Source organism: Thalassospira sp. MCCC 1A02491 (assembly GCF_001613785.1).
Lineage (GTDB): Bacteria > Pseudomonadota > Alphaproteobacteria > Rhodospirillales > Thalassospiraceae > Thalassospira > Thalassospira povalilytica.
The window spans coordinates 60356-85779 of record NZ_LPVX01000012.1; the positions used below are offsets into that span (position 1 = coordinate 60356).

The 25424-nt window shown below is 54.5% G+C and carries 20 protein-coding genes; 10 read left to right on the forward strand and 10 right to left on the reverse strand.

Annotated features, from left to right (window positions below):
• Positions 1–279: 279 nt before the first annotated feature.
• Together dgcA and dgcN are read right to left on the reverse strand one after the other, a co-directional pair.
• A complete protein-coding gene (gene dgcA, locus AUQ42_RS05460; RefSeq protein WP_068518088.1) occupies positions 280–1260 on the reverse strand; it encodes an N-acetyl-D-Glu racemase DgcA in 981 nt (326 codons plus the stop codon).
• A 1-nt stretch (position 1261) separates the two neighbouring features.
• Positions 1262–2266, reverse strand: a complete 1005-nt coding sequence (dgcN, locus tag AUQ42_RS05465) for an N-acetyltransferase DgcN (RefSeq protein WP_068518089.1) — start codon at positions 2264–2266, stop codon at positions 1262–1264.
• A gap of 270 nt (positions 2267–2536) precedes the next feature.
• Here dgcN and AUQ42_RS05470 point away from each other — a divergent pair, with 270 nt between their 5' ends.
• From AUQ42_RS05470 to AUQ42_RS05490, 5 genes are all read left to right on the forward strand, one after another.
• Positions 2537–3886 (forward strand): glutamine synthetase family protein, encoded by a 1350-nt coding sequence (locus AUQ42_RS05470; RefSeq protein ID WP_068518283.1) that lies wholly within the window; start codon positions 2537–2539, stop codon positions 3884–3886.
• Positions 3887–4111: 225 nt separating this feature from the next.
• Positions 4112–5212: a polyamine ABC transporter substrate-binding protein gene (locus AUQ42_RS05475; RefSeq protein WP_068518090.1), complete on the forward strand. Its 1101-nt coding sequence runs from the start codon at positions 4112–4114 to the stop codon at positions 5210–5212.
• 448 nt (positions 5213–5660) lie between these two features.
• Positions 5661–6827: an ABC transporter ATP-binding protein gene (locus AUQ42_RS05480; protein WP_068518091.1), complete on the forward strand. Its 1167-nt coding sequence runs from the start codon at positions 5661–5663 to the stop codon at positions 6825–6827.
• Positions 6824–7753 (forward strand): ABC transporter permease subunit, encoded by a 930-nt coding sequence (locus AUQ42_RS05485; RefSeq protein ID WP_068518092.1) that lies wholly within the window; start codon positions 6824–6826, stop codon positions 7751–7753. Before AUQ42_RS05480 ends, AUQ42_RS05485 begins: the two co-directional genes overlap by 4 nt.
• A complete protein-coding gene (locus tag AUQ42_RS05490; RefSeq protein ID WP_068518093.1) occupies positions 7750–8589 on the forward strand; it encodes an ABC transporter permease subunit in 840 nt (279 codons plus the stop codon). The genes AUQ42_RS05485 and AUQ42_RS05490 overlap by 4 nt, the downstream gene beginning before the upstream one ends.
• A gap of 116 nt (positions 8590–8705) precedes the next feature.
• On the opposite strand, the gene AUQ42_RS05495 is transcribed toward AUQ42_RS05490, so the two are convergent.
• Both AUQ42_RS05495 and AUQ42_RS05500 read right to left on the reverse strand, forming a co-directional pair.
• On the reverse strand, positions 8706–9416 hold the full coding sequence (locus AUQ42_RS05495) for a TetR family transcriptional regulator (RefSeq protein ID WP_068518094.1): 711 nt from the start codon (positions 9414–9416) through the stop codon (positions 8706–8708).
• Between the two features lie 257 nt (positions 9417–9673).
• Positions 9674–10132: an Lrp/AsnC family transcriptional regulator gene (locus AUQ42_RS05500; RefSeq protein ID WP_068518095.1), complete on the reverse strand. Its 459-nt coding sequence runs from the start codon at positions 10130–10132 to the stop codon at positions 9674–9676.
• 204 nt (positions 10133–10336) lie between these two features.
• Between AUQ42_RS05500 and ald the strand changes: the two genes are divergently transcribed.
• Positions 10337–11440: an alanine dehydrogenase gene (gene ald / locus AUQ42_RS05505; protein WP_068518096.1), complete on the forward strand. Its 1104-nt coding sequence runs from the start codon at positions 10337–10339 to the stop codon at positions 11438–11440.
• A gap of 70 nt (positions 11441–11510) precedes the next feature.
• Here the strand turns inward: ald and ilvD are convergent, their stop codons facing one another.
• Positions 11511–13364, reverse strand: a complete 1854-nt coding sequence (gene ilvD, locus AUQ42_RS05510; protein ID WP_068518097.1) for a dihydroxy-acid dehydratase — start codon at positions 13362–13364, stop codon at positions 11511–11513.
• Positions 13365–13895: 531 nt separating this feature from the next.
• On the opposite strand from ilvD, the gene AUQ42_RS05515 reads away from it, so the two are divergent.
• Positions 13896–15965, forward strand: coding sequence for a tetratricopeptide repeat protein (locus AUQ42_RS05515; RefSeq protein WP_068518098.1), 2070 nt, complete (start codon positions 13896–13898; stop codon positions 15963–15965).
• 60 nt (positions 15966–16025) lie between these two features.
• On the opposite strand, the gene AUQ42_RS05520 is transcribed toward AUQ42_RS05515, so the two are convergent.
• On the reverse strand, positions 16026–16667 hold the full coding sequence (locus tag AUQ42_RS05520; RefSeq protein WP_068518099.1) for a D-glycero-beta-D-manno-heptose 1,7-bisphosphate 7-phosphatase: 642 nt from the start codon (positions 16665–16667) through the stop codon (positions 16026–16028).
• Positions 16668–16917: 250 nt separating this feature from the next.
• Between AUQ42_RS05520 and AUQ42_RS05525 the strand changes: the two genes are divergently transcribed.
• Complete coding sequence (locus tag AUQ42_RS05525) at positions 16918–17793, forward strand: AEC family transporter (RefSeq protein ID WP_068518100.1); 876 nt, start codon at positions 16918–16920, stop codon at positions 17791–17793.
• A gap of 48 nt (positions 17794–17841) precedes the next feature.
• Here the strand turns inward: AUQ42_RS05525 and AUQ42_RS05530 are convergent, their stop codons facing one another.
• The 4 genes from AUQ42_RS05530 to glmM all read right to left on the reverse strand — a co-directional run bounded on the left by AUQ42_RS05530 (position 17842) and on the right by glmM (position 21022).
• Positions 17842–18201, reverse strand: a complete 360-nt coding sequence (locus tag AUQ42_RS05530) for a hypothetical protein (protein WP_156480842.1) — start codon at positions 18199–18201, stop codon at positions 17842–17844.
• Between the two features lie 9 nt (positions 18202–18210).
• Positions 18211–18759, reverse strand: coding sequence for a DinB family protein (locus AUQ42_RS05535; RefSeq protein ID WP_068518102.1), 549 nt, complete (start codon positions 18757–18759; stop codon positions 18211–18213).
• A 49-nt stretch (positions 18760–18808) separates the two neighbouring features.
• Positions 18809–19606, reverse strand: a complete 798-nt coding sequence (gene thiD / locus AUQ42_RS05540) for a bifunctional hydroxymethylpyrimidine kinase/phosphomethylpyrimidine kinase (RefSeq protein WP_068518103.1) — start codon at positions 19604–19606, stop codon at positions 18809–18811.
• A 66-nt stretch (positions 19607–19672) separates the two neighbouring features.
• Complete coding sequence (gene glmM / locus AUQ42_RS05545) at positions 19673–21022, reverse strand: phosphoglucosamine mutase (protein WP_068518104.1); 1350 nt, start codon at positions 21020–21022, stop codon at positions 19673–19675.
• A gap of 245 nt (positions 21023–21267) precedes the next feature.
• Here glmM and AUQ42_RS05550 point away from each other — a divergent pair, with 245 nt between their 5' ends.
• Together AUQ42_RS05550 and AUQ42_RS05555 are read left to right on the forward strand one after the other, a co-directional pair.
• Positions 21268–23307 carry a sensor histidine kinase gene (locus tag AUQ42_RS05550; RefSeq protein ID WP_068518105.1) on the forward strand — a complete coding sequence of 680 codons (2040 nt, stop codon included), beginning with the start codon at positions 21268–21270 and terminating at the stop codon, positions 23305–23307.
• A 1-nt stretch (position 23308) separates the two neighbouring features.
• A complete protein-coding gene (locus AUQ42_RS05555; protein ID WP_068518106.1) occupies positions 23309–25339 on the forward strand; it encodes a 7TM-DISM domain-containing protein in 2031 nt (676 codons plus the stop codon).
• Positions 25340–25424 lie beyond the last annotated feature (85 nt).

Here is a 25424-nt window from a genome sequence, read left to right on the forward strand (position 1 = left end):
TCCATTAGAGGTGGTCGTATCCAAACGACATAGCGATCTTTGCAACACCGTCGAGAACCGTGGCGCAACATATTGATAAAAAAGATAATTATTCAAGTTTCAATTTTGGAATCGCTTTAAAAAAACTGAAACTTTTTTCAAAATGGCAGCAAAGGCAATTCGACCTGCGGTCATATTGCGCAAAAGAAAAAGGCCGCACCCGAATGCCGGGGCGGCCTTTTGAAACATATCAGTCAGATGACAGGATGCACACAGATCACCGACCTGCGTGCATCAGCATCAGCCCCAAAGGGCGCGATCGGGAAGCCCCATCACCCCGTTCTTGAAGGTCAGGGCGTGGTCGCGATCCTTTGCCATCCAGATCGGACCATCAAGATCAACAATGCGCGACATTGCGCCGATGATCATGGCCGGTGCCATTGCAAGCGATGTCCCGACCATACAGCCGGTCATAAGTTGCATGCCTGCCTTGGAGGCAGCTTCGGCAAGTTCGAGCGCGCCGGTAAGGCCGCCGGTCTTGTCGAGCTTGATATTGATCATGTCATAGAGATTGGCCAGACGCGGAATGTCTGCCACCGTATGAACTGACTCATCGGCACATAGCAGAACCGGGCAATCGATATCGATCAGACCATCATCCTGACCGGCAGGAAGCGGCTGTTCGATCATTTCGACTCCCAGCCCGTCAAGTTCGGCACCGATATCTTCGAGCAGATCAAGTGACCAGGCTTCGTTGGCATCGACAATGATGCGGGCCGTCGGGGCACCTTCGCGAACCGCACGCACGGATTCGAGAACATTTTCCCCGTTCAGCTTGACCTTCAACAACGGCGCATGGGCAATTTTGCGTGCTGCTTCGCGCATGTTGTCAGGGGTATCGATGCTGAGCGTTTCGGCCGTTACCAGACCTTCCGGTGCCTTATGCCCGATCATTTCCCAGACACGACGACCGAACCGCTTGGCTTCGAGATCCCAATAGGCGCAATCAACGGCATTGCGTGCCGCGCCGGCCTTCATGGCATCCTGAAGCTCCTTGCGGGTCATGCCGCGCGACAGGGCATCGGCCTGTGCATTGATATCAGCAATGACACCGTCGACCGTTTCCCCGTAACGGGCATAGGGAACGCATTCCCCATAGCCCGTATGGGTGCCGTCCGTCAGGGTCACCTTGACCACATGTGCCTCGGTCCGGGCCCCGCGCGAGATTTTGAAAACCTGTGCAAGGGGGAAGACTTCGGAAATCACAGTGAGTTGAGGCAACTTAAATCTCCTGAAGCTTGTCGACGATCGACGCAACGCCGGTGCGGACCGGGTCAACAGCCGGAAGACCGAATTCGGCCTCGATATCGGCCAGAAGCTTGGTCGCGGCGGCATCGTCAAGCGCCTTGGTGTTGATGGCAAAACCGACAACCACACAGTTCGGGTTGGTCAGTTTGGCATGCATCAGATTGACATCCATGCAGGTCTTGAGATCCGGAAGCTTGTAGCCCGGAAGACCACGCATGTGCGCACGGGTCGGTTCATGGCAGACAACCAGCGCATCGGGCTGGGAGCCGTGGATCAGGCCCATGGTCACACCCGAGAACGAAGCGTGGAACAGGCTGCCCTGCCCTTCGATAACGTCCCAGTGATCGGCATCATTGGCCGGCGCAATGGTTTCAACCGCACCGGAGATGAAGTCGGAAATCACCGCATCAACCGAAATGCCTTCGCCGGCGATAAAGATGCCGGTCTGGCCAGTTGCGCGGAAGTCGGACTTCATGCCGCGTTTTTTCATTTCGGCATCAATGGCAAGAGTGGTGTACATTTTACCAACCGAGCAGTCGGTACCAACTGCCAGCACGCGCTTGCCGGAACGTTTTTCGCCGTTGCCGACCGGGACCTTGCCATCGAAGTGGCGAACGTCAAACAGCTTTACACCTTTGGCAGCAGCAGCTTCGACCAGCTCGGGAATCGTCGAAAGACGGGTATGAAGACCGTTGGCGATATCCATGCCGGCATCAATTGCGGCAAGCAGGGTTTCCATCCATGCCGGGCCGATAATGCCGCCACGGTTGGCAACACCAAGAACCAGGGTTTTGACGCCAGCGGCCTTTGCTTCGGCGATCGTCATTTCCTGCAGACCGAGATCAGCCTGACAGCCTGGCAGGCTGAGCTGACCGACGCACCATTCCGGGCGCCACTGCTTGATGCCGATTGCGGTTTTTGCAGCCAGTTCATCCGGCGCGTCACCAAGAAACATAAGATAGGGATGTTCGATTTTCATAATACCTCCTTGACCAGCGTCCAAGCGCTGCCCTTATAATCTGGAGCAGTTATACCGCAATATGGTGGGGTCGTTCCAGAGATATGAATTGATATCTTCGACGATCACACCGATATTTCGACTATAATTCGAAAAACCAAAACAATAACAAAATAAAATACAAAACTCTTCGAAGACCAACATTCTTTCTTGTGAAATTTGTCGGGAATGGCCCGAAAAACGCAAGAAAATGCAATTTTGAAGGACTGGCGTGAAAGCGCCCGACTACATATGAGCACCGATCTCAAGAAGTGGCTATCTGAGCGAAAAATCGAAGAAGTCGAATGCATTGTACCGGACATGTCAGGGGTGGCCCGGGGCAAGGTTCTGCCGACGCAGAAGTTTCTGCGCGGTCTGGAAGCCAAAAGCCTTGCCATCCCGGAGGCGATTTTCTGCCTGACTGTAACCGGCGGCTATCCGGAAGAAACCGATGCATTCCTTGACCCGGCGGAAAAAGACGTCGTCATGGTTCCCGATCCGGAAACCATCCGCGTCGTGCCGTGGTACGAGGAGCCGACTGCCCAGATCATCTGCGATTGCTATCACTTCTCTGGCGAGGAAGTTTCGACCTCGCCGCGCGGGGTTCTCAAACGTGTTCTCAAGGCATTTGAAGAACGCGGGATGAAACCCGTCATTGCCCCGGAACTTGAATTTTATCTGGTGGCGAAAAACACCGATCCGGACAACCCGCTTGAACCGCCGATTGGCCGTTCCGGCCGCCCGGAACGTGCATCGAACGCGTTTGGCATTGATGCGATCAACGAGTTCGACCCGTTGATCGAAGATCTTTATGACTATTGCGAAGCCATGGATATCGATGCCGATACCATGAGCCACGAATCCGGTCCCGCCCAGCTTGAAATGAACTTTAACCATGGTGAACCGCTTGAACTGGCCGACCAGTCGTTCCTGTTCAAGCGCACGCTGCGCGAAACCGCACTCAAGCATGGAGTCTATGGTACCTTCATGGCCAAACCGATGGGCAACCATCCGGGCAGTGCCATGCATATTCACCAGAGTCTTGTCGATATCAATACCGGCAAGAACCTGTTTGCCGATGATGACGGCGAAAACTCCAAGATGTTCCTGAACTATATTGGCGGCTTGCAGCGTTATCTGCCTGCGGCCATGCCGCTTCTGGCTCCGAATCTGAACAGTTATCGCCGTTTGCAGCCCTGGTCGGATGCCCCGATCAACATGCACTGGTCGCTTGATAACCGAACGGTCGGCCTGCGTCAGCCCAATGGCCCGGCAGCCGCACGCCGGATCGAAAACCGCATTCCGGGTGCCGATGCCAACCCGTATCTTGCGGTGGCAGCGTCCCTTGCCTGTGGCCTTCTGGGTATTCTTGAAGAAGTCGAACCGACGTCACCGATCGAAGGGTCGGGCTATGACCGGGCGCATTCCCTGCCCCGTCATATCCACGAGGCACTGGCGAAATTCCAGCGTTGCAAGCCGCTGAAAGAACTTCTGGGCGAGGAATTCTCGGCCGCGGTTCTGGCGGTGAAGGAAGCGGAATGGGATGCCTATCAGACCGTGATCAGCGCCTGGGAACGCGAGCACCTGTTGCTCAACGTTTAAAATCACAGATCGAATTTTGCGCCGGGATCCTGAACCCGGCGCAAGATTATTGCTTCTCGAATGCCCAAATTTTCACTTGATGCGAAAAATGCACAATTTTCCATCTTGTGTTTGACAATATCCTGATGCATTCGAAGGATATTGGACGTGTCCTCTTGTCCTGGGGGAATGAAACAACAGGACGCCCAAACTTTTCAAACGCTGCCACATGGGAGGCTCAGCGAAATGAAATCTCTTCTTAAATCTTCAAGCCTTGTTGTGCTTGCATCCGTTGGCCTTGCCGGCGCGGCGCAGGCCGAAGATGTTCTGAACATCTATAACTGGTCGGATTATATCGGCGAAGAAACCATTGCCAATTTCGAAAAAGAAACCGGCATCAAGGTTAACTACGACGTCTATGACAGCAACCAGGTTGTCGAAGCAAAGCTGCTGGCAGGCAATTCCGGGTATGACATTGTTGTCCCGACCCTTGCCGATGCCGAACGCCTGATCAAGGCCGGTATCTTCCAGGAAATCGACAAATCGAAATTGTCCAACTATGGCAATCTTGATCCGGTCATCCTGAAACAGCAGGCCAAATACGACCCGGACAACAAATTTGCCGTTCCGTATTTCTGGGGTACGAACGGCTATGGCTATAACGTCGAGAAGGTCAAGGAAGTCCTTGGCGACGACGCACCGGTCGATAGCTGGTCGCTGATTTTCGATCCGAAATATGCCGAGCCGCTGTCGAAATGCGGTCTGAGCCTTCTGGATGATCCGGGCGAGGTTGTGCCGCTGGTCAACTTCTATCTCGGAAATATGGAAGACGGCGCACCGTCCGCAGAATCGATTGAAACCGCGATTGCCGAACTGGAAAAAATCCGTCCTTACGTGACCTATTTCCACAGCTCGCAATACATCAACGATCTTGCAAACGGGAACACCTGTGTTTCTGTTGGCTGGTCGGGTGACGTTGGCATGGCGGCCCTTCGCGCCGAAGAAGCCGGCAACGGCAACGAGATCAAGTATGTCATCCCCAAGGAAGGCACCCTGATCTGGTTTGATGCCATGATGATTCCGGCCGATGCGCCGAATGCGGAACTGGCACACAAATTCATCGATTATGTGCTGCGTGCCGACGTTGAAGCCGACATTGCCAACTATGTTGCCTATGCCACCCCGAACCTGGCGGCAATGGAACTGGTTGACGAGGAACTCCTGAACGATCCGGGCATCTACCCGCCGCAGGAAGTCAAAGAACGTCTGCGTTCGAAGGTCGAACCGGGTTCGCGCGAACTGCGTACCCGTACCCGTCTTTGGACCAAGCTTAAAACCGGTCAGTAAGACTGTCGTTGCGATCATCCCCTGATGATCGGACAACAAAACATTCGAACCATCAAAGGGCGCGATTTTCATCGCGCCCTTTTCTTATCGGCGACATCAAGTGCCAGACGCCCAGTGCCGACCACCTCCCGCACCCCGGCATGGCTGTGACTCGCAAAGCTGTGAAGACAGTCACACAATCCCCGCCCGTCCGCGCACCATCCTCAGCGGTCGAAGAATGCACATTTTCTGAACACCCAAAGGCCATTTTCTGCCGTTTTGGGCGGCAAATCATATTTGTTGTTCAAAATATCGCACACCCCTCTTTACAGATTGTAGAATTGCTTCATCCTGTTATCAGAGCGAACCGACACCCGGCGCCGACGCAATAATCAAAAACTTGCGCAGCAGATCATCAGGGACTGTCGTCTGGTCAAATCGGTTCATCATGACACTGAAAAAGGGGAGAATGCTGGTGCCTGAGGCGGTTTTGGATCGCGCGCATGAGGACGTGCATAAGACGCAACCTTGGAACAATCCAGATGCGGTTCCCTATATCCGCTTCGAGAATGTGACCAAAAAATTCGGCGACTTTTACGCTGTCGATGACGTTTCCCTTGATATTTATCGCCACGAGCTTTTCGCCCTTCTGGGCGGTTCGGGCTGCGGGAAAACGACGCTTCTGCGCATGCTTGCCGGATTTGAAGAACCCACATCGGGCAAGATTTTCATTGATGGTGTCGATATGGCCGGCGTCCCGGCCTATGAACGCCCGACCAATATGATGTTCCAGTCCTATGCCTTGTTTCCGCATATGAGTGTTGAACAGAATGTGGCGTTCGGCCTTGTTCAGGACGGCGTTTCGCGCGCCGAGATCAAGGAACAGGTTGCTGATATGCTTGCCCTTGTGCAAATGACCAAATTTGCCAAACGCAAACCCCATCAGCTTTCCGGTGGTCAGCGTCAGCGTGTCGCCCTTGCACGGTCACTGGTCAAGCGCCCGAAGGTGCTTTTGCTTGATGAGCCACTGGGTGCGCTTGATAAGAAGCTGCGCGAACAGACCCAGTTCGAACTGGTCAATATTCAGGAAAAAGTCGGCACGACCTTTGTCATGGTGACCCATGACCAGGAAGAGGCCATGACCATGGCATCACGTATCGCGGTGATGAATGAAGGCGTGATCAATCAGATCGGCACCCCGTTCGAGCTGTATGAATATCCCAACAGCCGCTATACCGCGAACTTCCTGGGCCAAGTCAATCTGATCGAAGGCGTTCTGGTTGATGATGATGAAAAATACGCGATCATCAAATCGGACGAGGCCAATTGCGATATCTATATCGATCACGCCGTTCAGGGCCATGAAGGCATGACTTTCTGGGTTGCACTGCGCCCGGAACGCCTGCGTCTGACCAAGGATGCGCCGGAAGATACCAAATATAACTGCCTGTCGGGCAAGGTCGAAGAGATCGGTTATCTTGGTGGTATTTCGACCTATCACGTGCGCCTTGAAACCGGCAAACGCATCAAGGTCACCGAGCCCAATTCCACCCGCCAGATCGAACCGCGCTATACGTGGGAAGACAGCGTGTGGGTATCGTGGGAGGCCGGGGCTGCTTCGGTTCTGAACAAATGAGCAGTGACAAGCTAACCATCAAGCAAAAATTTGACCGCTGGATGATCAAGCATGGCCGGGTACTGGTGATCGGGATCCCTTATTTCTGGCTTTTCCTGTTCTTCCTTGTGCCGTTTCTGATCGTTCTGAAGATCAGTTTTTCAATGGCGGAATATGCACAGCCGCCTTATAGCGCCCTGTTTGCATGGATTGATGAAGGCGTCACGATCACGCTTAATTTCGGGAACTATCTGTTCCTGCTATCTGACAGCCTGTATGCCACGGCCTATCTTAATTCGATCCGGATTGCCGCCATTTCCACGATCATTACCCTTTTGATCGGTTATCCGATGGCCTACGGGATTGCACGCGCCCGCGGATCGATGCGCAGTGTTCTTTTGATGCTGGTGATCCTGCCGTTCTGGACCAGCTTTCTGATCCGTGTTTATGCCTGGATCGGCATTCTGGACCGCGAAGGTCTGATCAATGCATTCCTGATGTGGACCGGGATCATTACCGAACCGCTGATCATGCGTCAGACCGAGTTCGCGGTTTATGTCGGCATTGTTTATACCTATCTGCCATTCATGATCCTGCCGCTTTATTCGACGCTTGAGAAAATGGATATCAGCCTGATCGAAGCGGCGATGGATCTTGGCTGCAAACCGTGGCAGGCCTTTGTGAAGGTGACCTTGCCGCTGTCCCTGCCCGGTATTCTGGCGGGATCGCTTCTGGTGTTTATTCCAGCTGTTGGCGAATTCGTTATTCCGGAACTTCTGGGCGGTCCGAACACGCTTATGATCGGGCGCACGCTTTGGAATGAATTCTTTGCCAACCGTGACTGGCCGATTGCATCGGCGGTGGCGATTGCGATGCTGATCTTCCTTGTGGTGCCGATCATGTGGTTCCAGCATATCCAGACCAAGCAGGAGGAACGTGAACAATGAGTGGGAAACGTTCAACCTTCCTGATTTCGGCTTTGGTTTTCGGCTTTGCGTTTTTGTATGTGCCGATCCTGCTGGTCATTGTGTATTCGTTTAACGAAGGCAAGCTGGTTACCGTCTGGGCCGGGTTTTCGACCAAATGGTATGTGTCGCTGTTTAACAATGACGGCATGATCGATGCCGCCTGGAACAGCCTGCGGATCGGGGTGATGTCGGCAACGCTTGCGCTGGCACTTGGCACACCGGCCGGGCTTGTCATGTCGCGCTTTGGCCGGTTCAAGGGCCGGACCCTGTTTTCAGGCATGATCGCCGCCCCGCTTGTCATGCCCGAAGTCATAACCGGTCTGTCACTTTTGCTGTTGTTTGTGACCCTTGAACAGATGATTGGCTGGCCGGCCGGACGCGGGCTTTCGACCATCACGATTGCGCATACGACATTCTGTGCGGCCTATGTCGCGGTGGTCGTGCAATCGCGCCTGTCAGGCATGGACATTTCGGTTGAGGAAGCGGCGATGGATCTTGGCGCCAAACCGGGCAAGATCTTTTTCGTGATTACCCTTCCGATGATCCTTCCGGCATTGATGGCCGGGTGGCTTCTGTCCTTTACGCTGTCGCTTGATGATCTTGTGATTGCAAGCTTTGTCGCAGGGCCGGGTTCGACCACCCTTCCGATGAAGGTATTTTCATCGGTGCGTCTGGGTGTATCGCCGGAAATCAACGCGCTTGCGACGCTGATTATCCTGGCGGTATCGATCCTGATTGTGATTGCCAGCATCCTGATCCTGCGATCAGAACGCCTGCGCAACCGGGCCGCCAATGGCGGTGCCGAGACCACCTGATCATCAGGCCCTGCAAAGCTACAAACAAAAACAGCGCCGGAAGCACTTCCGGCGCTGTTTTGCATTATGATCCGATTTATATGATCTGTCCGGTCAGCGTCGCACTGTGCGCGGCGCTAGCACTCGCCAGATGCGGCACGGCGCATCATTTCACGGCATTTCATGCCAGGTGCCGCCACCTGCCAGTAAGACACGACAGCTTCTTCGGCAGCTTCTTCGAAATCAATGATCAGATTGGTCAGCGCATTCTGTTCCATCAGCTTTTTGACGCGATCAGGCAACTGCGACATCTGCCAAAGGCCAATCACCAGCGCATAGGATGACCGCATCAGCTTGCTGGCATCGTCCGGGGTGATTTCGTAAAGCTCGGCCAGGGCATCGGCGGTACGTTTGACCATTGATGCCAGAAAACGGCGATGGCCGACGACCATTTCATCGTCCGATCCCGATTCCAGCACACCTTGTGACAAGGACGCCAGATACAGGAACTTTTCGTTTTTCACGAGATACTGCACAAATTCGCGCGCCACACGGGTTGAATCCCGTTCCTCGGGCCGTCGCAGTGCTTCCTGATCGATGACATCAAGATTGTTCTCAAACCAGCCTTTCTGGAAATGGCGCAGCACTTCAAGGAAGAGTGCTTCTTTGCTTGAGAAATAAAGATAGAGGGTCCCTTTTGCCAGATTGGCCTTGCGGGCGACCTCGGCAGCCGATGGCAACGTTCCATCGCCTTCCAGATACAGCTCGCGTGCAGCATCCAGAATATCTGCACGGCGCTTCAGTTTCTGTTCGTGGCTACGCGCACGAACAAGATTCTCTTGTTCCATGTTGGTTAACTTCCCCCAGCGTTTTTCCCCGCGCATATTATTGCATTGTAATTCACCTAAAAGTCAAACCGTGGAACCAGAATAAATTGACAATTTTGATGACGCCTTGAAATAGCAGGGATTTTGCTTGTGCAAAGCTTCTTCCACTAGATGAATTGCAGTCATGTAAATCAACCGACCTTGGCAATTCTGAACATTTTCCGCGAATCTGTACAGTTTTTGGGCGAGTCGTTATTCCCGCCCGGTACCGCAACCGATCACACCGGCAATTCGGTTGTGCGTTTGACTTCGCGAAGGGTAATGACCGTCTGGACACGTTCGACACCGGGAAGCTGGGTCAGGACTTCGCTGTGGATGCGTTCATAATCAGCGGTGTCACTATAAACGACATGCACCAGATAATCGCTTTGCCCGGCCAGAAGATAGCATTCGACGACCTCGGGCACCTTCTGGACTTCCTTTTCAAAGGTTTCCAGGGCTTCGCGGGTCTGGCGGGTGATGGCGATATTGACGAACGCATTGCCCGGTTTGCCAATACGGGCCGGATTGAGAAGCATGGTGTAATGGTCGATGAAACCGGCTTCTTCAAGCAGGCGCACGCGCCGCAGGCAGGCCGATGCGGACAGGTTTACCTTTTCGGCCAGATCCGCATTGCTGATACGTCCGTCTTTTTGCAACAGACGCAGGATCATGCGATCACGTTCATCCATCTGCATTTGAATAATCCTCCGAGATTTTGGTCATTCTTTTAAATTATCTAGCAATGATACCACCAACGCCCCCTAGAAATGAAGATTAATTGCCCTATTTTTAGGGTATCATTCACAAACAATAACAAAATGGGCGCAAAACGCCCGGGCGTCCCCGGTCGATCCCGTGAGACACCCCGATTGCCACCTATTTCGTCGGGAGAAAACGAAATGCTGATTGGTGTTCCAAAGGAAATCAAAAACCACGAATACCGTGTCGGACTGACGCCAAGTTCAGTCCGCGAACTGACCGCCCATGGCCATGCGGTCAAGATCGAAACCATGGCCGGCGCCGGTATCGGTTGCAGCGACGAGGATTATGTCGCCGCCGGTGCGGAAATTGTCGGTACCGCCGCCGAGATCTTTGCCACCGCCGAAATGGTCATCAAGGTCAAGGAACCGCAAAAAGTCGAATATGAACAGCTGCGCGAAGGACAGTTGCTGTTCACCTATTTGCATCTGGCGCCAGATCCGGATCAGACCGCGGGCCTGATCAAGTCCGGTGTCACGGCGATTGCCTATGAAACCGTAACCGATCGAAATGGCGGGTTGCCACTTTTGGCACCGATGTCGGAAGTCGCAGGACGCATGGCCCCGCAGGTGGGTGCAGCCGCCCTGCAAAAGGCCAATGGCGGACGGGGCATGTTGCTCGGCGGTGTGCCGGGCGTTGCACCGGCCAAGGTTGTGGTGATTGGCGGCGGTGTTGTTGGCACCAATGCCGCGGGCATGGGGGCAGATGTCACCATTCTTGATAAAAACGTCAAACGCCTGACCTATATCGATGATGTATTTGGTCCGCGCATCAAAACCCAATATGCCACCATCGACGACACAGAGGCGCTTGTCTTTGATGCCGATATGGTGGTCGGTGCGGTTCTTATTCCCGGTGCAGCAGCCCCGAAACTGATCCGCCGCGAACAGCTTGCAAAAATGAAGCCGGGTTCGGTGATTGTTGACGTCGCGATCGATCAGGGCGGATGTTTTGAAACATCCAAAGCCACCACCCATGCCGATCCAACCTATATCGTTGATGACGTGGTGCATTACTGCGTTGCCAATATGCCCGGTGCAGTTGCACGCACATCAACCTTTGCGCTGAACAACGCCACCCTGCCCTTTGCCCTGGCGCTGGCCAACAAGGGATGGAAGCAGGCCTGCAAAGATGATCCGCATCTGGCAGCAGGCCTTAATGTTCATAACGGCAAGATCACCTATCAGGCGGTCGCGGATGCGCTGGGATATGACAATTTGCCACTTGAGAAGGCATTGTCTTAAACCCGCACAATCCCATGAAAAAAGGGCCCCGAATTGGGGCCCTTTTGTTTTGGTTCATGCCGGTCGAAAATCAGAATTCGACCTGGGTTACGTCGCGCACAGCCCCCTGATCGGCACTGGTTGCCATGGCGGCATAGGCGCGAAGGGCGGTTGTGACTTTGCGTTTGCGCGGTTTGGCCGGGCGCCATGCTTCTGGCCCCTTGGCTTCCATTGCCTGACGGCGGGCGGCAAGGGTTGCGTCATCAACCGCAATCTTGATCGTGCGGTTCGGGATGTCGATTTCGATCATATCACCCGGTTCGACCAGCGCGATATCGCCACCAGCCGCAGCTTCGGGGGAGACGTGACCAATCGAAAGACCGGAGGTCCCGCCCGAGAAACGACCATCGGTGATCAGCGCACAGGCCTTGCCCAGCCCCATCGATTTCAGGTAGCTGGTCGGATAGAGCATTTCCTGCATGCCCGGACCGCCTTTGGGGCCTTCGTAACGGATGACGACAACATCGCCTTCCTTGACCTCGCCACCGAGAACCTTGGCGACGGCTTCGTCCTGACTTTCGCAAATCACGGCCGGGCCGGTGAATTTCAGGATGCTTTCATCCACGCCACCGGTCTTGACTATGCAACCATTGACCGCAAGGTTGCCAAACAGAACCGCAAGACCGCCATCCTGACTATAGGCATGAGCAACGTCACGAACGCAGCCTTCCTTTTCATCAAGATCAAGGTCATCCCAGTAGCGTTCCTGACTGAACGCGGTCTGGGTCGGGATACCGCCGGGCATGGCGCGATAGAATTTGTGGACCGCCTCGTTGGTGGTGCGTTTGATGTCCCACTTTGCAAGGGCATCAGCCATGGTTTTGGTATGGACGGTTGAAACATCGGTATGCAGCAACCCGGCACGATCAAGTTCACCCAGAATGCGCATGATGCCACCCGCACGATGGACGTCTTCCATGTGGAATTTCGGATGGTTCGGCGCGACCTTGGACAGATAGGGGATCTTGCGCGACAGGCGATCCATATCGGCCATGGTGAAATTGACTTCGGCTTCCTTGGCAATCGCGAGAAGATGGAGAACCGTGTTGGTCGACCCACCCATTGCGATATCAAGCGCCATGGCGTTTTCAAACGCCTCGAACGTGGCGATACCGCGCGGGGTCGCAGTGACATCTTCTTCTTCGTAATAACGACGTGCCAGCTTGACCGAGGTACGGGCCGCTTCGAGGAATAGCTCCTTACGGGCGGCATGGGTTGCCAGAACCGAACCGTTACCCGGCAATGCAAGGCCAAGGGCCTCGGCCAGGCAGTTCATCGAGTTTGCCGTGAACATGCCCGAGCACGACCCGCAGGTCGGGCAGGCAGAACGTTCAACGGTTTTGACCTGTTCATCGGAAATTTTCGGGTCGGCGGCCTGAACCATCGCATCAACCAGATCAAGGTGATGTTCTTCGCCATTCAGGACGACCTTGCCGGCCTCCATCGGGCCACCGGAAACAAAGACCGCCGGAATATTCAGGCGCATTGCAGCCATCAGCATCCCGGGCGTGATCTTGTCACAGTTGGAAATGCAAACCATCGCATCGGCGCAATGGGCATTGACCATATATTCAACGGAATCGGCAATGATTTCGCGCGACGGCAAGCTGTAAAGCATGCCGTCATGGCCCATCGCGATGCCATCATCGACCGCAATGGTATTGAATTCCTTGGCGACACCGCCGGCAGCCTCGATCTCGCGGGCGACCATCTGGCCGAGATCCTTGAGATGGACGTGACCGGGCACGAACTGGGTGAAGCTGTTGACGACCGCGATGATCGGCTTGTCGAAGTCTTCATCTTTCATACCAGTGGCGCGCCAAAGGCCGCGCGCACCGGCCATGTTGCGGCCATGGGTTGTTGTACGGGACCGATATTCCGGCATGGAAGGAACCTCTCTTTTTCGCGGGGTACGTTTCTTTAATATACTCGCGTTCTAGCACAGTATTCGCGCTTTTTGACAGTTTTTTGCCTGAAAATTTCACCAGACCCGAACATTTGGTACGATTGATACATCGGACAATGCAAAGACCCGCCGAAACGTCCGATCGGGAATGCCCCGCACCTGCGCGAAGCGCCTTGATCGTCCATCAGGGCCAATTTTGTGACCCAGTTCACAATTTACATTACCTTATTATGAAGTACCTATCCCAAATACCAAGAATACTATCCCCTTGGATAGGCGATCTTTACCTGAACAATCCATATCTTAGTGGATGATTATCGCCGCCAGGCGATTCTCCCACTCCCATTCTCACCCCGGACCTGTAGCGGTTCGGGGTTCTTTTTTTGCCTTTTGGGCAAACGACTGATGGCATGTCAGAACTGTCTACTTTAAAGGTGTCCCGTAACCCTTTAATGTCGGGGGTCAGTCATCCATTCGGAATGAGAAGATCAGGCGGAGAAGCGCACCCAGATGTCGGACCAACTCAAGACATTGTTGCGACGCGGACTTAGCGCGCATGAGGGGAACCGGCCAGACGAGGCCGAGAAGATCTATCGCCAGGTTCTTGATATCGCGCCCAACAATGCAGAGGCAGAGCATCTTCTGGCGACCCTTCTGACCGGACAGGGCCGCCATGGCGAAGCGATTGACCTGTTTGAAAGCTGTTTATCGAGCTTTGGCGCCAATCCGGCCGCCCGGTGCAATTATGCCATCGCGCTTGAAAGTTCGGGCCAGATCGAAAAGGCCATCGATCAGTTCAAGCAGGCCATCAGCTATCATGGGGATTTCCCCACCGCCCTTTATCATCTGGCGCGTCTTGAGATACCGCGCGGCCATCTTGGCCAGGCGGTCGACCTTCTGGGGCGGTTGCTGGGTCTTAAACCCGACCATTATGAAGGGTTGCTTCTGTTCGGGGATGCATTGCATGCACTCGGCCAGGAAGAAGCCGCCCTGACGTCCCTTGAACATGCCGCCCAGGCCGCCGGAATTTCACCGGACCTGATTTGCCGGGTTGGCGGGGCCTATTTGCGGCTGGGCTATCCGAAACCGGCACAGGAACTTTATCAGCGCGCCCTGAGCATCAATGCCAAATTCGTTCCCGGTTTGCGCGGACTTGGACAGGCCCTTGCCCATCAAGGCCAATATGCCAAGGCAATCGCCCTTTTGAAAACGGCGCGCCAGCTTGCCACCCGGACCTCGGATATTGATCTGGTTCTGGCCGATATTACCCTTAAATGCGGTGACCTGACTGAGACCATCGCCCTTCTTGAAGGGATCCTGGCAACGGACCCGGACCATGCGACCGCAGATGCGCTTTTGGTCCGAACAAAGGCCAAGCTTGGCTCAACAGACGGCACAGACCACGCCAAGGCAGCCAAGAACTGGGCAAAGCATCATATGCCGATTGCGGCCAAGCCCAGCTTTGCCAATATCAGACAAGCCGACAAGCGGTTGCGCATCGGGTGGCTGTCGCCGTTCTTTTGTGATCACGCGACCCACGGGCTTTTGCGGCCCCTGGCACGTCATCTGAACCGCCACGAGATCGAACTGTTCCTGTATTGCGCAACACCGCGCCCCGATGATGTCACCCGGTCCTGGCAGGTCATGGCAGATGGCTGGCGCGAGGTGTTCGGACAGGACCCGATGCAAATCGCCGACCGCATCCGCAAGGACAAGGTCGATATCCTGATTGATGTTTGCGGCATTCATCCGACCCAACCGATCGAGGTTTTCGCGCTTTATGCCGCCCCGGTTCAAGCCAGCCTGTCGCCGATCACAACAGGTATCGCCCAGATCGATTATCTGATCGGACACAAGGAAATGTTCAGTGGCAAGCTTGCCGCCAACAAGCTGTTCTCCGAACGTCCGCAGAAGCTTGAACTTGGGCCGTATCTTCCTGATGAATATGATGACGCGCTTCCTGTCAGTCCGCTTCCTGCCGCGGTGGGCGATGATATTATCCGGTTTGGCTGCATCGACCGGGTTGCCAATATCAGTGATGAAACACTCAATTGCTTTGCGCGTATCCTGAACAAGGTCAAAAACAGCCGCATTGTCATCCAGGATGATGTTCTTGAAGACAGTTATGCCGCCAAGACGTTTCTTGACCGTACCCGTCAGGCCGGGATCAAGCGCGACCGGCTTGATCTTGCCGGGGCTGTCGCCAAAGAAGACCGCCCTGCCCTGTTTGCCCAGATTGATATCGGACTGGCGCCATTCCCGGCGATTTCGATCGAGAATTATTTCGACATGTTGTGGTTCGGGGTGCCGTTTGTATCGCTTGCAAGCGACTTGCCGGGATCCCGTATGGGACTGGCATTGCTGGGTGATATCGGGCTTGAAGCATTATGTGCCCAGACCGAGAAGGGCTATGTCGATAAATGTATCATGCTGAGTTCCGATCTTAAGGCGCTGGCCAGCATCCGGGAAAACATGCGTGAACGCATCCGCAACAGCAAGGCATTCCACGGCCCGGCAGTCGCCCGCGAGTTCGAGGAAGCCTGTCGCGAGATGTGGCAAAACTGGTGTCTGGCCAAATAACAGGCCGGATCGGCAACATACCATGCGCGCGCCTGCCGATACTCAGACGGCGCACGCGGCCTAACGGACGATCATCGAGCGCAGAATTTCATCAACAGCAGCGGCCAGATCATCGGCGATGAAGTCGGCTTCTGATGATTCCGGTTGTCTGGTTTCCTTGGCCCCGTGCCCGGTTCGCACCATGATGGCACGTGCCCCCGCGGCATGACCGGCGCGGATATCATTAATGCGATCGCCCACCAGCACGCTGTCAGGCAGTGAAATCGCAAATTCATCGGCCGCGGCCAGCAACATGCCCGGTTCGGGTTTGCGACAGGTCGTTTCGCGACGATAATCGCCTTCGCCCTTTTCGTGATAAGGCGAATAGAAAATCCCCTGAAGGGATGCATGTTGTTCGGCAAGCATCGCAACCATCGCCTTGTGAATATCAAAAAGCTGGTCTTCGGTAATATAACCGCGCGCAACACCGGACTGGTTGGTCACAACGATCACCGGAATGCCGGCATCGTTCAGTTTGCGAATGGCGTCAGCGACACCATCAATCAGGCGCAAATCTTCGATGCGTGACAGGTAATGAACTTCTTCATTGATCACGCCGTCCCGATCCAGAAAAACCGCCGGCAACAGATTGCGGCGATCGCGAAACCGCGGGGCCGGATCAATCAGGTGACGTTTGACAGGATCATCGGAAGGGTTTTGCATCAGGAACCTTTTACGCAATCAATCTGGGGCAACAGTACCGCAAGTAACAATACTGCAAGCTTGGGGCCTGAGCCCATTTTAAACAGTCAATCAGGTTCAGCCCCCAGCCAATATGGCAAGATCGCCGGGAAAAGCCACCCTGCATTCCTCAGCGCGAAAAACAAAGTGGTATTACCATTATTCACTTGCAGGAAGGCCGTCTGCCATGACAGGTTCTGGTTAAAAGAACCTGATCAGGAATACGTATCCAATGTTTGCCGATATCCTAGCCATTCTGGCGCCCGTCTTTATCACCGCTGGACTTGGCTATTTCTGGGCCCGTGCAGGCAAGCATTTTGACACCAATCTTGTGACATCCATCGTCACCTATTTTGCAACACCGTGTTTGACATTTGCCGCCCTTGCAACGGTCGAACTGGGTGGGGATACGCTGATCCTGATGGGGACAGCAGCACTTGCGGCCAATATTCTTTTTGCCCTGATCGGATGGCCGATCCTGAAGGTTTTCAAGCTGTCGCCGCGGACATATTTGCAGTCGCTGACCTGGCCGAATGTCGGCAATGTCGGCTTGCCGCTTTGCATGCTGGCCTATGGCAAGGAGGGATTGGCGCTTTCGGTGGCGTTTTTTGCCACCTATGTGGTGCTTCAGCTGACCATCGGGGTCGCCTTTGTTTCCGGCAGCTTTTCACTGAAATCGCTGGCAAAGATGCCGATCATTCCGGCAACCCTGATCGCCACCATCTTTCTTGCCACCGATACAGACGTTCCGGCATGGCTTTACAATACCACCAACCTGATCGGGCAGCTGACCATTCCATTGATGCTGTTTACCCTTGGCGTATCGCTTGCCAAGCTGCGCCCGGTCAGCCTTGCACGCAGTACAGCGCTTAGCCTGTTGCGCCTTGGCATGGGTTTCGGGGTTGGTGTCGGTCTTTCGGAAGTCATGGGTTTGACCGGGATCGAGCGCGGCGTTGTGATTTTGCAATGCTCGATGCCGGTTGCTGTTTTCTGTTATCTGTTTGCGCAGCTTTACAACCGCGAACCCGAAGAAGTCGCGGGTGTGGTCATCAGTTCAAGCTTCCTTGCCGCCATCGCCCTACCGGCCCTTCTTTGGTACGTGCTGTAAGGCGCGCGCCCTTGAGCAGGTTCCGTTTCAATCCAAACGGAACTTGCACTAGCGGATGATCAGGCGATAGTCCCCCGAAACAGTGCCGTCCGCTGCACTTTTATCGGGATAAAATCCGACAGCGCATTCAAAGCTTCCTTTCTGAAGATCAGGGTCGCCTTTTTCGGCGGCCAGTTCCATCACGTGATCCCGGCAGGCGGCAACATCTGCAAAGACGGCCTCGGTAATCTGGATTTTGCGCGGTTCGGATCGATCAGGGGTATAGACCGCGGTGACATTTTCCCAAGGTGCGGCATCATCAGACCAGAACAGGTCGGCGATATGGCGTTCGGGATTGCCAAAACTTGCGACAGCAAGACCGGCAATCGCCAGTGCAAGAACCGCACGACGTAGCATTCGTTTATTCATCTTCTTCCTTCAGGCCCCTTTGCCGCGAAGCAATGTGAAATCGATTGCCGGAAACGGGGCATCATATTCAAGATGGTAGTCATCCATCGGTGGTGGCGACTGTGTGGTGGTTGCAAGCAGGATGTGAACCTGCCCGCGTTGATGGGTTTGATAGACAAACAGATGCGACAGGATGTCGGCAACAGTTTCATGTGTGACCACATTGTTGCGACGTTCAAGTTCAACATCACGCATCGCATCCTTTTCCCCGAGCTGATCACAAAATGCCATCAGTTTATGGTCGGCATCGCGTTGGGCCGCCGCCAGACCGGCGATGTCGGAAAAGGGTGTCATACGGCCCGAATATAGGTCCCCCTGCCCGTGCCCGCCATCCAGCAAGGCATCAAGATAATAGCTGTCAACCGTCAGGGTCTGGTTCAGGGCTTCGAGGATCGAAGGGGTGAAACGCGTCCGTTTGGCATTGAGTTCACGCGGTGTGAGCTTTTGACACACACCAAACAGACGATGATTGGACCAGGCATTGTTTCGCGCCTGATGAAAAAACGAAGTTCCCGGCATACCGCAAGTGTCCCAATTTATGGCACCCGGCGACGTTTGACGAAAATGTCTATCCGGTCACAGGGTGCGCATGGTTTAGCGGACCGTTTCCTTTGCCGTAATTTGGTGCGGTTCGGATGGCTTCACGGACATAAGCCCGTGCGCGAGCAACAGAATCACTCAATCCCATGCCCTGTGCCAGCCCGGTTGCAATCGAACTTGCAAGCGAGCAGCCCGTACCATGATTATTTTCAGACGGAATGCGAGAACCTTCGAAGCCTTCGACATCACCGTCCCGGCGCCACAAGATATCGACGATTTTATCCCCTTCGGCGTGACCACCTTTGATCAGGACAGCCTGCGCGCCCAGATCACCAATTTTGTGCGCCGCAGCAATCATATCACCTTCGTCGGCGATTTTCATGCCTGACAGTACTTCTGCTTCGGGAATATTTGGTGTCAAAACCGTTGCAAGCGGGATCATTTGTTCGATCAATGCCGAAACCGCGTCGTCTTCGAGCAGTTTTGAACCGCTTTGTGAAACCATCACAGGATCGACAACCACAGGAATCCCGTCAGCTTTTGTCTTGATGAATTCCGCCACCGCATTGATCACCGGCACAGAATGCAGCATCCCGGTCTTGATCGCATCGGCACCGATATCATCAATCGTTACCGTTGCCTGATGGACGATCATTTCCGGTGCGATGCCCAGAACGTCGAAGACTCCGGTCGTATTTTGCACCGTAAGTGCGGTAATGGCCGTGGCAGCATAGCCGCCAAGTGCTGTGACCGACTTGATATCAGCCTGAATACCAGCCCCGCCCGAGCAATCGGACCCGGCAATAATCAAGACGCGACCTTTCATGATCGACTTCCTTTATCCGTGCAAAACGATGTTCTGTTTAACGCCAAACCGGCAACCGGTCACGGCTTAGCCGGCAACAGCGGTGATCTGGGCCACAATCCCGTCGACGATTTTTTCGACCTTGGCGGCGTCGTCGCCTTCGGCCATGACACGGATCAGCGGTTCGGTCCCCGATTTGCGGATCAGAACACGGCCATCGCCATTAAAGGCCTTTTCGGCCGAGGAAATGGCTTCGATCACGCTGCTGTCCGACAGCGGATCGGAACCGGCCGAATAGCGCACATTTTTAAGGATCTGGGGCAGCGGTTCGAACACGCGGCTCATTTCCGAAACGCGGCCTTCGCGGCTGGCAAGAACGGCAAGCACCTGAAGGGCAGCAAGCAGGCCATCACCGGTCGATGCAAAATCAGACAGCACGATATGCCCGGACTGTTCGCCGCCGACATTGCAATCAAGCGCGCGCATCTGTTCAACCACATAGCGGTCGCCGACTTTGGTGCGGATCAAACGCACATCATTGCGTTCGAGATAGCGTTCAAGACCAAGGTTGGACATCACGGTCGCCACCAGCGCATTGCCGCGCAACTGTCCGGTGCGTTTCCAATGGGTGGTGACAAGGCCCATCAACTGGTCCCCGTCAATCAGCTGGCCTTTTTCGTCGCACATCTGAACACGGTCGGCATCACCATCAAGCGCAATTCCGACATCGGCCTTTTCGGCCAGAACGCGGTCGCACATGGTTTTGGTATAGGTCGAACCGCATTTGTCATTGATGTTCAGGCCATTCGGGCTGGTGCCGATTTCAATCACATCAGCGCCGAGTTCGCGCAGAACCTTGGGGGCGACGGAATAGCCCGCACCATGGGCGCAATCAAGGACGATACGCAGACCTTCGAGCGTCACCGAGCCGGGCAAGGAAGATTTGACCGCCTCGATATAGCGGCCCGGCGCATCATCAATACGCTTGGCACGACCAAGGGCATTGGCCGGCACCAGTTTGCTTGAAAGGTCGCTTTCCATCAGTTGTTCGAGTTCGAGTTCGACCTCGTCGGACAGTTTGAAACCATCCGGCCCGAACAGCTTGATGCCGTTATCCTGGAACGGGTTGTGCGAAGCAGAGATCATGACGCCGATATCGGCACGCATGGATTTGGTCAGCATGGCGACCGCAGGCGTCGGCATCGGCCCGACCAGCATCACATCCATCCCCATCGACGTAAAACCGGCCACAAGTGCAGGTTCGAGCATATAGCCCGACAGGCGGGTATCCTTGCCAATGACGACCTTGTGGCGATGGTTGCCGCGCGTGAAATAATGGCCTGCTGCCATCCCGACCTTAAGTGCCACTTCGGCAGTCATCGGGGCCGTATTGGCCGTTCCACGAATTCCATCGGTACCAAAATATTTGCGGCTCATGCTTCTTTTCTCTGTTTCTTCAACGGGCGGTCATGCCCGTCCTATGAATTCTGATTGCCGGTTATATCAAAGTGACGTTTCAATGCTACTGTTCAATGTGTTCGGCAAGCGCGCATTTTAGCCCAACTCACCCACCAATCCGTTAACGCGCCCGGCACTTTGTCGGCCGATAAAAGCAATGACCTGATGGCAAAAACCGGCTATCACAAAGCGACATGTTTTAAAGGCTTGAAACCGGGGGAATTTTGGGGGTTTTCCGCACAAATCTGGCATTGCTTGCGATGATCGTGGCAATCGGTTGCGGTGTGCTTGTTTCCCGGACAGCGCCATCCCATGCCCATGAACTGCGCCAGCATTTTGTTCTTGATGGCAATGGCCCGAAAAACACCGTCAATCTGAACCGGTTTCTTGAACGGATGGTTACCGACCGGTCGATCATCATTCCATCCGATGTCGTCAATCTTCCCGATTCCGAATTCGAACCGGTGTTTGGCACACCGGGGCCCGGCTATACCGACAGGACAATCTGGTATCGGGCATCGTTCCTTGTCGAGGCCGATGACCGCGACAGCAAGGCGTTATCCTATCTTGAAGTTGGCGCGACCTATCTGAATGACATCCAGATGTATGTGCTGTCGGAAGAAAGCGGTCGCACCATCTGGGAGGGACGCGTTGGCGATCGCATCCCCAATGGGCCCGATGCGATTGCCGGGTTAAAGCATATGGCGCAATGGCCCATATTGGGCCCGGGCCATTACTGGCTGGTGATGGCGGTCAGAACCAACAGTTCGCATGTTTTTGAAGTGACGCTATCACCGGAATCCGTTGTCATCGCCGATGCCGGTTCTGAAAGTTATCTCAAGGGCAGTTATCTTGGCATTTTGCTGGTGGCGTTCGGGGTTTATCTGACCTTTGGGGTTCTGACCCGTGACCGCGCGATCAACTGGTATGCGGGCTATATTCTTTCGCTGTTTTTGATCAATCTTGGCACGTCGGGTTATGCGCAACTGATTTTCAAAGATCTTTGGCCGCTTGCCAGTGATTTCGTTACCGGTACGGGGACGGCACTTGCGCTTGGAACCAGTCTTGCGATGTGGGCATCGATTGTCGAGCTGGACCGTCATAACCGCGTTCTGTACCGGGTGATGATGTGTTTTGCCGGTGTGGCGATGTGCGGTTTCCTGACATCGACGTCCGATCTTTATATCTATTTTGCCAAACTGTTCTTCGTTCCCGACATCTTTTTGCTGATTGTGTTGCTGGTCTATTTTGTGATGATCGGCTATCGCGAGAAGCGACTGGCACGGTTGAGTTTCCTTCTGGTGGCGCTTGGTGTGCCGACGCTTGCGGTGATTGTGCATTTGTTGATGTTGATGGGGCTTGTGCCGATCAATGCCTTTACCGGCAATATCTATTCGGCAAGTTCGACGGTGCATCTCGTCATGGTGGCCCTTGCCATGGGGTATCGCACCTATGCGCTTGCCAACCGGCGCCTGGATGCATTTCAGAACAGCCAGCGCGCCAACCAGCTTGCCGGGGAACAGCGCACCTTTATCACCATGCTGTCGCATGAATTCCGCACCCCGCTTGCCATCATTCAGCGGTCGGCGGAAATTCTTGGCCTGCATCTTCGTGACGAACAGGAAGCGGTCCATACCCGGCTGGCCACCATCCGCAGCAATGCCGGACAGTTATCGGGACTGGTTGATGCGTTCCTGACAAAGGAAACACTGGATAGCGCGACCTTTACGACATCGCGCCAACCGGTCGCCATTGACCTTTTCCTGAGCGAACTGATCGCGCGGCGCACCCGGGAAGTCCCCGAACAGAACGTCAATCTGATCAATTCGGAATTCGCAATTGTCGAGGTTGATCGCATTCTTCTGGAACGGGCGATCGTCAATCTGATTGAAAATGCCCGCAAATATGCACCGGGGTCACCGGTATGGATTGCGTGTAACCGGGCGGCAAACGGGTTTGTCTATATCCGGGTTCTGGATGAAGGACCGGGCATTCCCCCGGAAGATCTGAGCAATGTGCTTAATGCGTTTTATCGTGGCCGGGAATCTTCGGTCACCCAGGGGGTTGGTCTGGGACTTCATATCACCAACCAGATTGTCGAAGCCCATGAGGGCACATTATCGGTCAGTGTCGGTGAACGCGGCGGCACGACCATTTTGCTAAAGATCCCCTATAACCACGAAGCTACGATTGCGCGCACCAACGAAATATATCTTGGCGTTCCCGGCAAGTTTCGCCCCAAATCCCGCGGGGAGGACCGGTAACATGCGCAAAACCATGATGCCAGGCCGCCTGTCGGGCCGTTTGCACAAGATCGCGATGATGGTTGGTGCGGTGATATTTGCGATTGTTTGCGCCCTGCCCTTCGGAATCGGAGGCGGATTTATCGGCGGTTCCGGATCCGCATTTGCGCAAACCGGGTCCGCATCCCCAAATGGTGCGGTGGTCCTTTCGGGGCGTCTTGAAACAGCAATCGACCTGACACCGTTTATCCGGTCCTATGTCGACAAATCGCGCCATCGTTCATTGCGCGAGATCCTTGCCCTGCCCGATCAGAGTTTCGCGCCATCCGAACATATCCCGTCATTTGGTTATACGCAGGATATCATCTGGTACCGGATGGCGCTTTCCATCGATGCGCCGGTCAGCAATCAGGCGCTTTTTGAATTTGCGCCAACCTATCTGGATTTCATTGATGTGTTTTTGTTCACCAAGGGCGACGATCAACCCGTCTGGACGGTAAATCTTGGTGACAATATTCCGGCAAGTGCCCGCCCGTACAAGGGCGGCACCCATATTGCGGCCCTGCCGCCGCTGATATCGGGCCAGTATGAGATGTATATCCGGGTGCAAAGCAACAGCACCAACATGATGCAATTGAAGCTGTGGCCCAGCAACGCCCTGATCACGTCCCTGACCTATCGGAATTTGACGACCAATGTGTTTTTCGGGCTGGTGGTGACACTTGGTATTGCCTATTTCACGTTTGGTCTGATTGCGCGCGACTATGTGGTGTCGCTTTATGGCTGCTGGATTGTCACGGTCGGGGCCGTGGTTGCGATTGTCAACGGGCTGGTCCTAAGCGAAATCAGCCCGGAAATTCCGTGGCTCAATGATTTCCTGTTGAGTGAAACCAACATATTGTCGCATGCGGCAATCGCGTTTTTATGGCTTTACATCACCGACATTCGAAAACGCCATCCACTGATTTTCAAGCTGTCATGTTGTTATGCCCTGTTTGTCCTGGCCTTTACCCTGACTGGTGGCGGGCGCTATTACACGTGGTTCGGGACCTATGTCGTTCCCAGTCATGCGCTGTTCATGGCCATGATGTGCCTGTTTCTGGTCAAACGGTTGATCGAGGATATCCGTTCCTGGCTCAACTGGGCCTATCTGGTTGTTCTGGCCATTCCGACCGCAGCGGGGATCACGCTTCAGCTTGTTCATAGCGGCTGGATTGATGCAACACCGCTGCGTATCGGGCTGCATCAATATACCCTTGTGCTGCATCTTGTCGGCATGGGCATTTTGATGGCGGTGCGGCTGTTTCATATGAACAGCGAACGCCTGTCAATTTCGCGGCAGGCATCGGAAACCACGACGCTTGTCGAAGAACAGCGCAAACTGATTTCCATGCTGTCCCATGAATTCCGCACCCCGCTTGCCGTTATTCAGCGGTCGGCCGAAATGTTGATGCTGCGCCTTAAGGGCGGGACGCGTGACGTGATGGATCGTCTGGAACGGATCCAGTTACAGGCCCGCAAGCTTGCCCGTCTGGTTGACATTTTCCTGAGCAAGGATGGCATTGATAATCAGGAATTGTCGCTGGCACGTGAACTGGTCGCGATTAACCGGTTCATGGAGGATTTCGTTGCCAACACCACCCGTGAAGGGGCGGAAATCTTTGTGACCTGCCACGATACGGACGGGTTCGAGGCCTTTATTGATGAAACCCTGATCGGGCTTGCGATTACCAATCTGATCGAAACTTCGCGCCGGTTCGCCCATGGTCGCCCACTGCACATCCAGGTGGTGCGTCATAGCAGCGCGATGGTTGAAATCGCCATTCCGTGCAGCGGACCGGAATTAAATGATGACGAAATCAGATTGATCGGTGATGCGCTGTTTCGTCAGAACATGGAAGCCAAATCCATGCGCAGTGCCCTTGGCCTGCATATTTCCCAACGCATCGTCGATGCCCATGGCGGATCGATCAAATTGCGTGACCAGGGACGTTTGGGGATCGAGCTTTGTCTGTTGCTGCCCTGTGAAGAAGCCGGCGCGGGCGAACCGTAAGACGGGCTATTTACAATCCCCCGCCATCACTGCTGCCCCCCCCAAAGGTTCGGCGCAGCAAAATAACGGCATCGGGCGCAAGCTA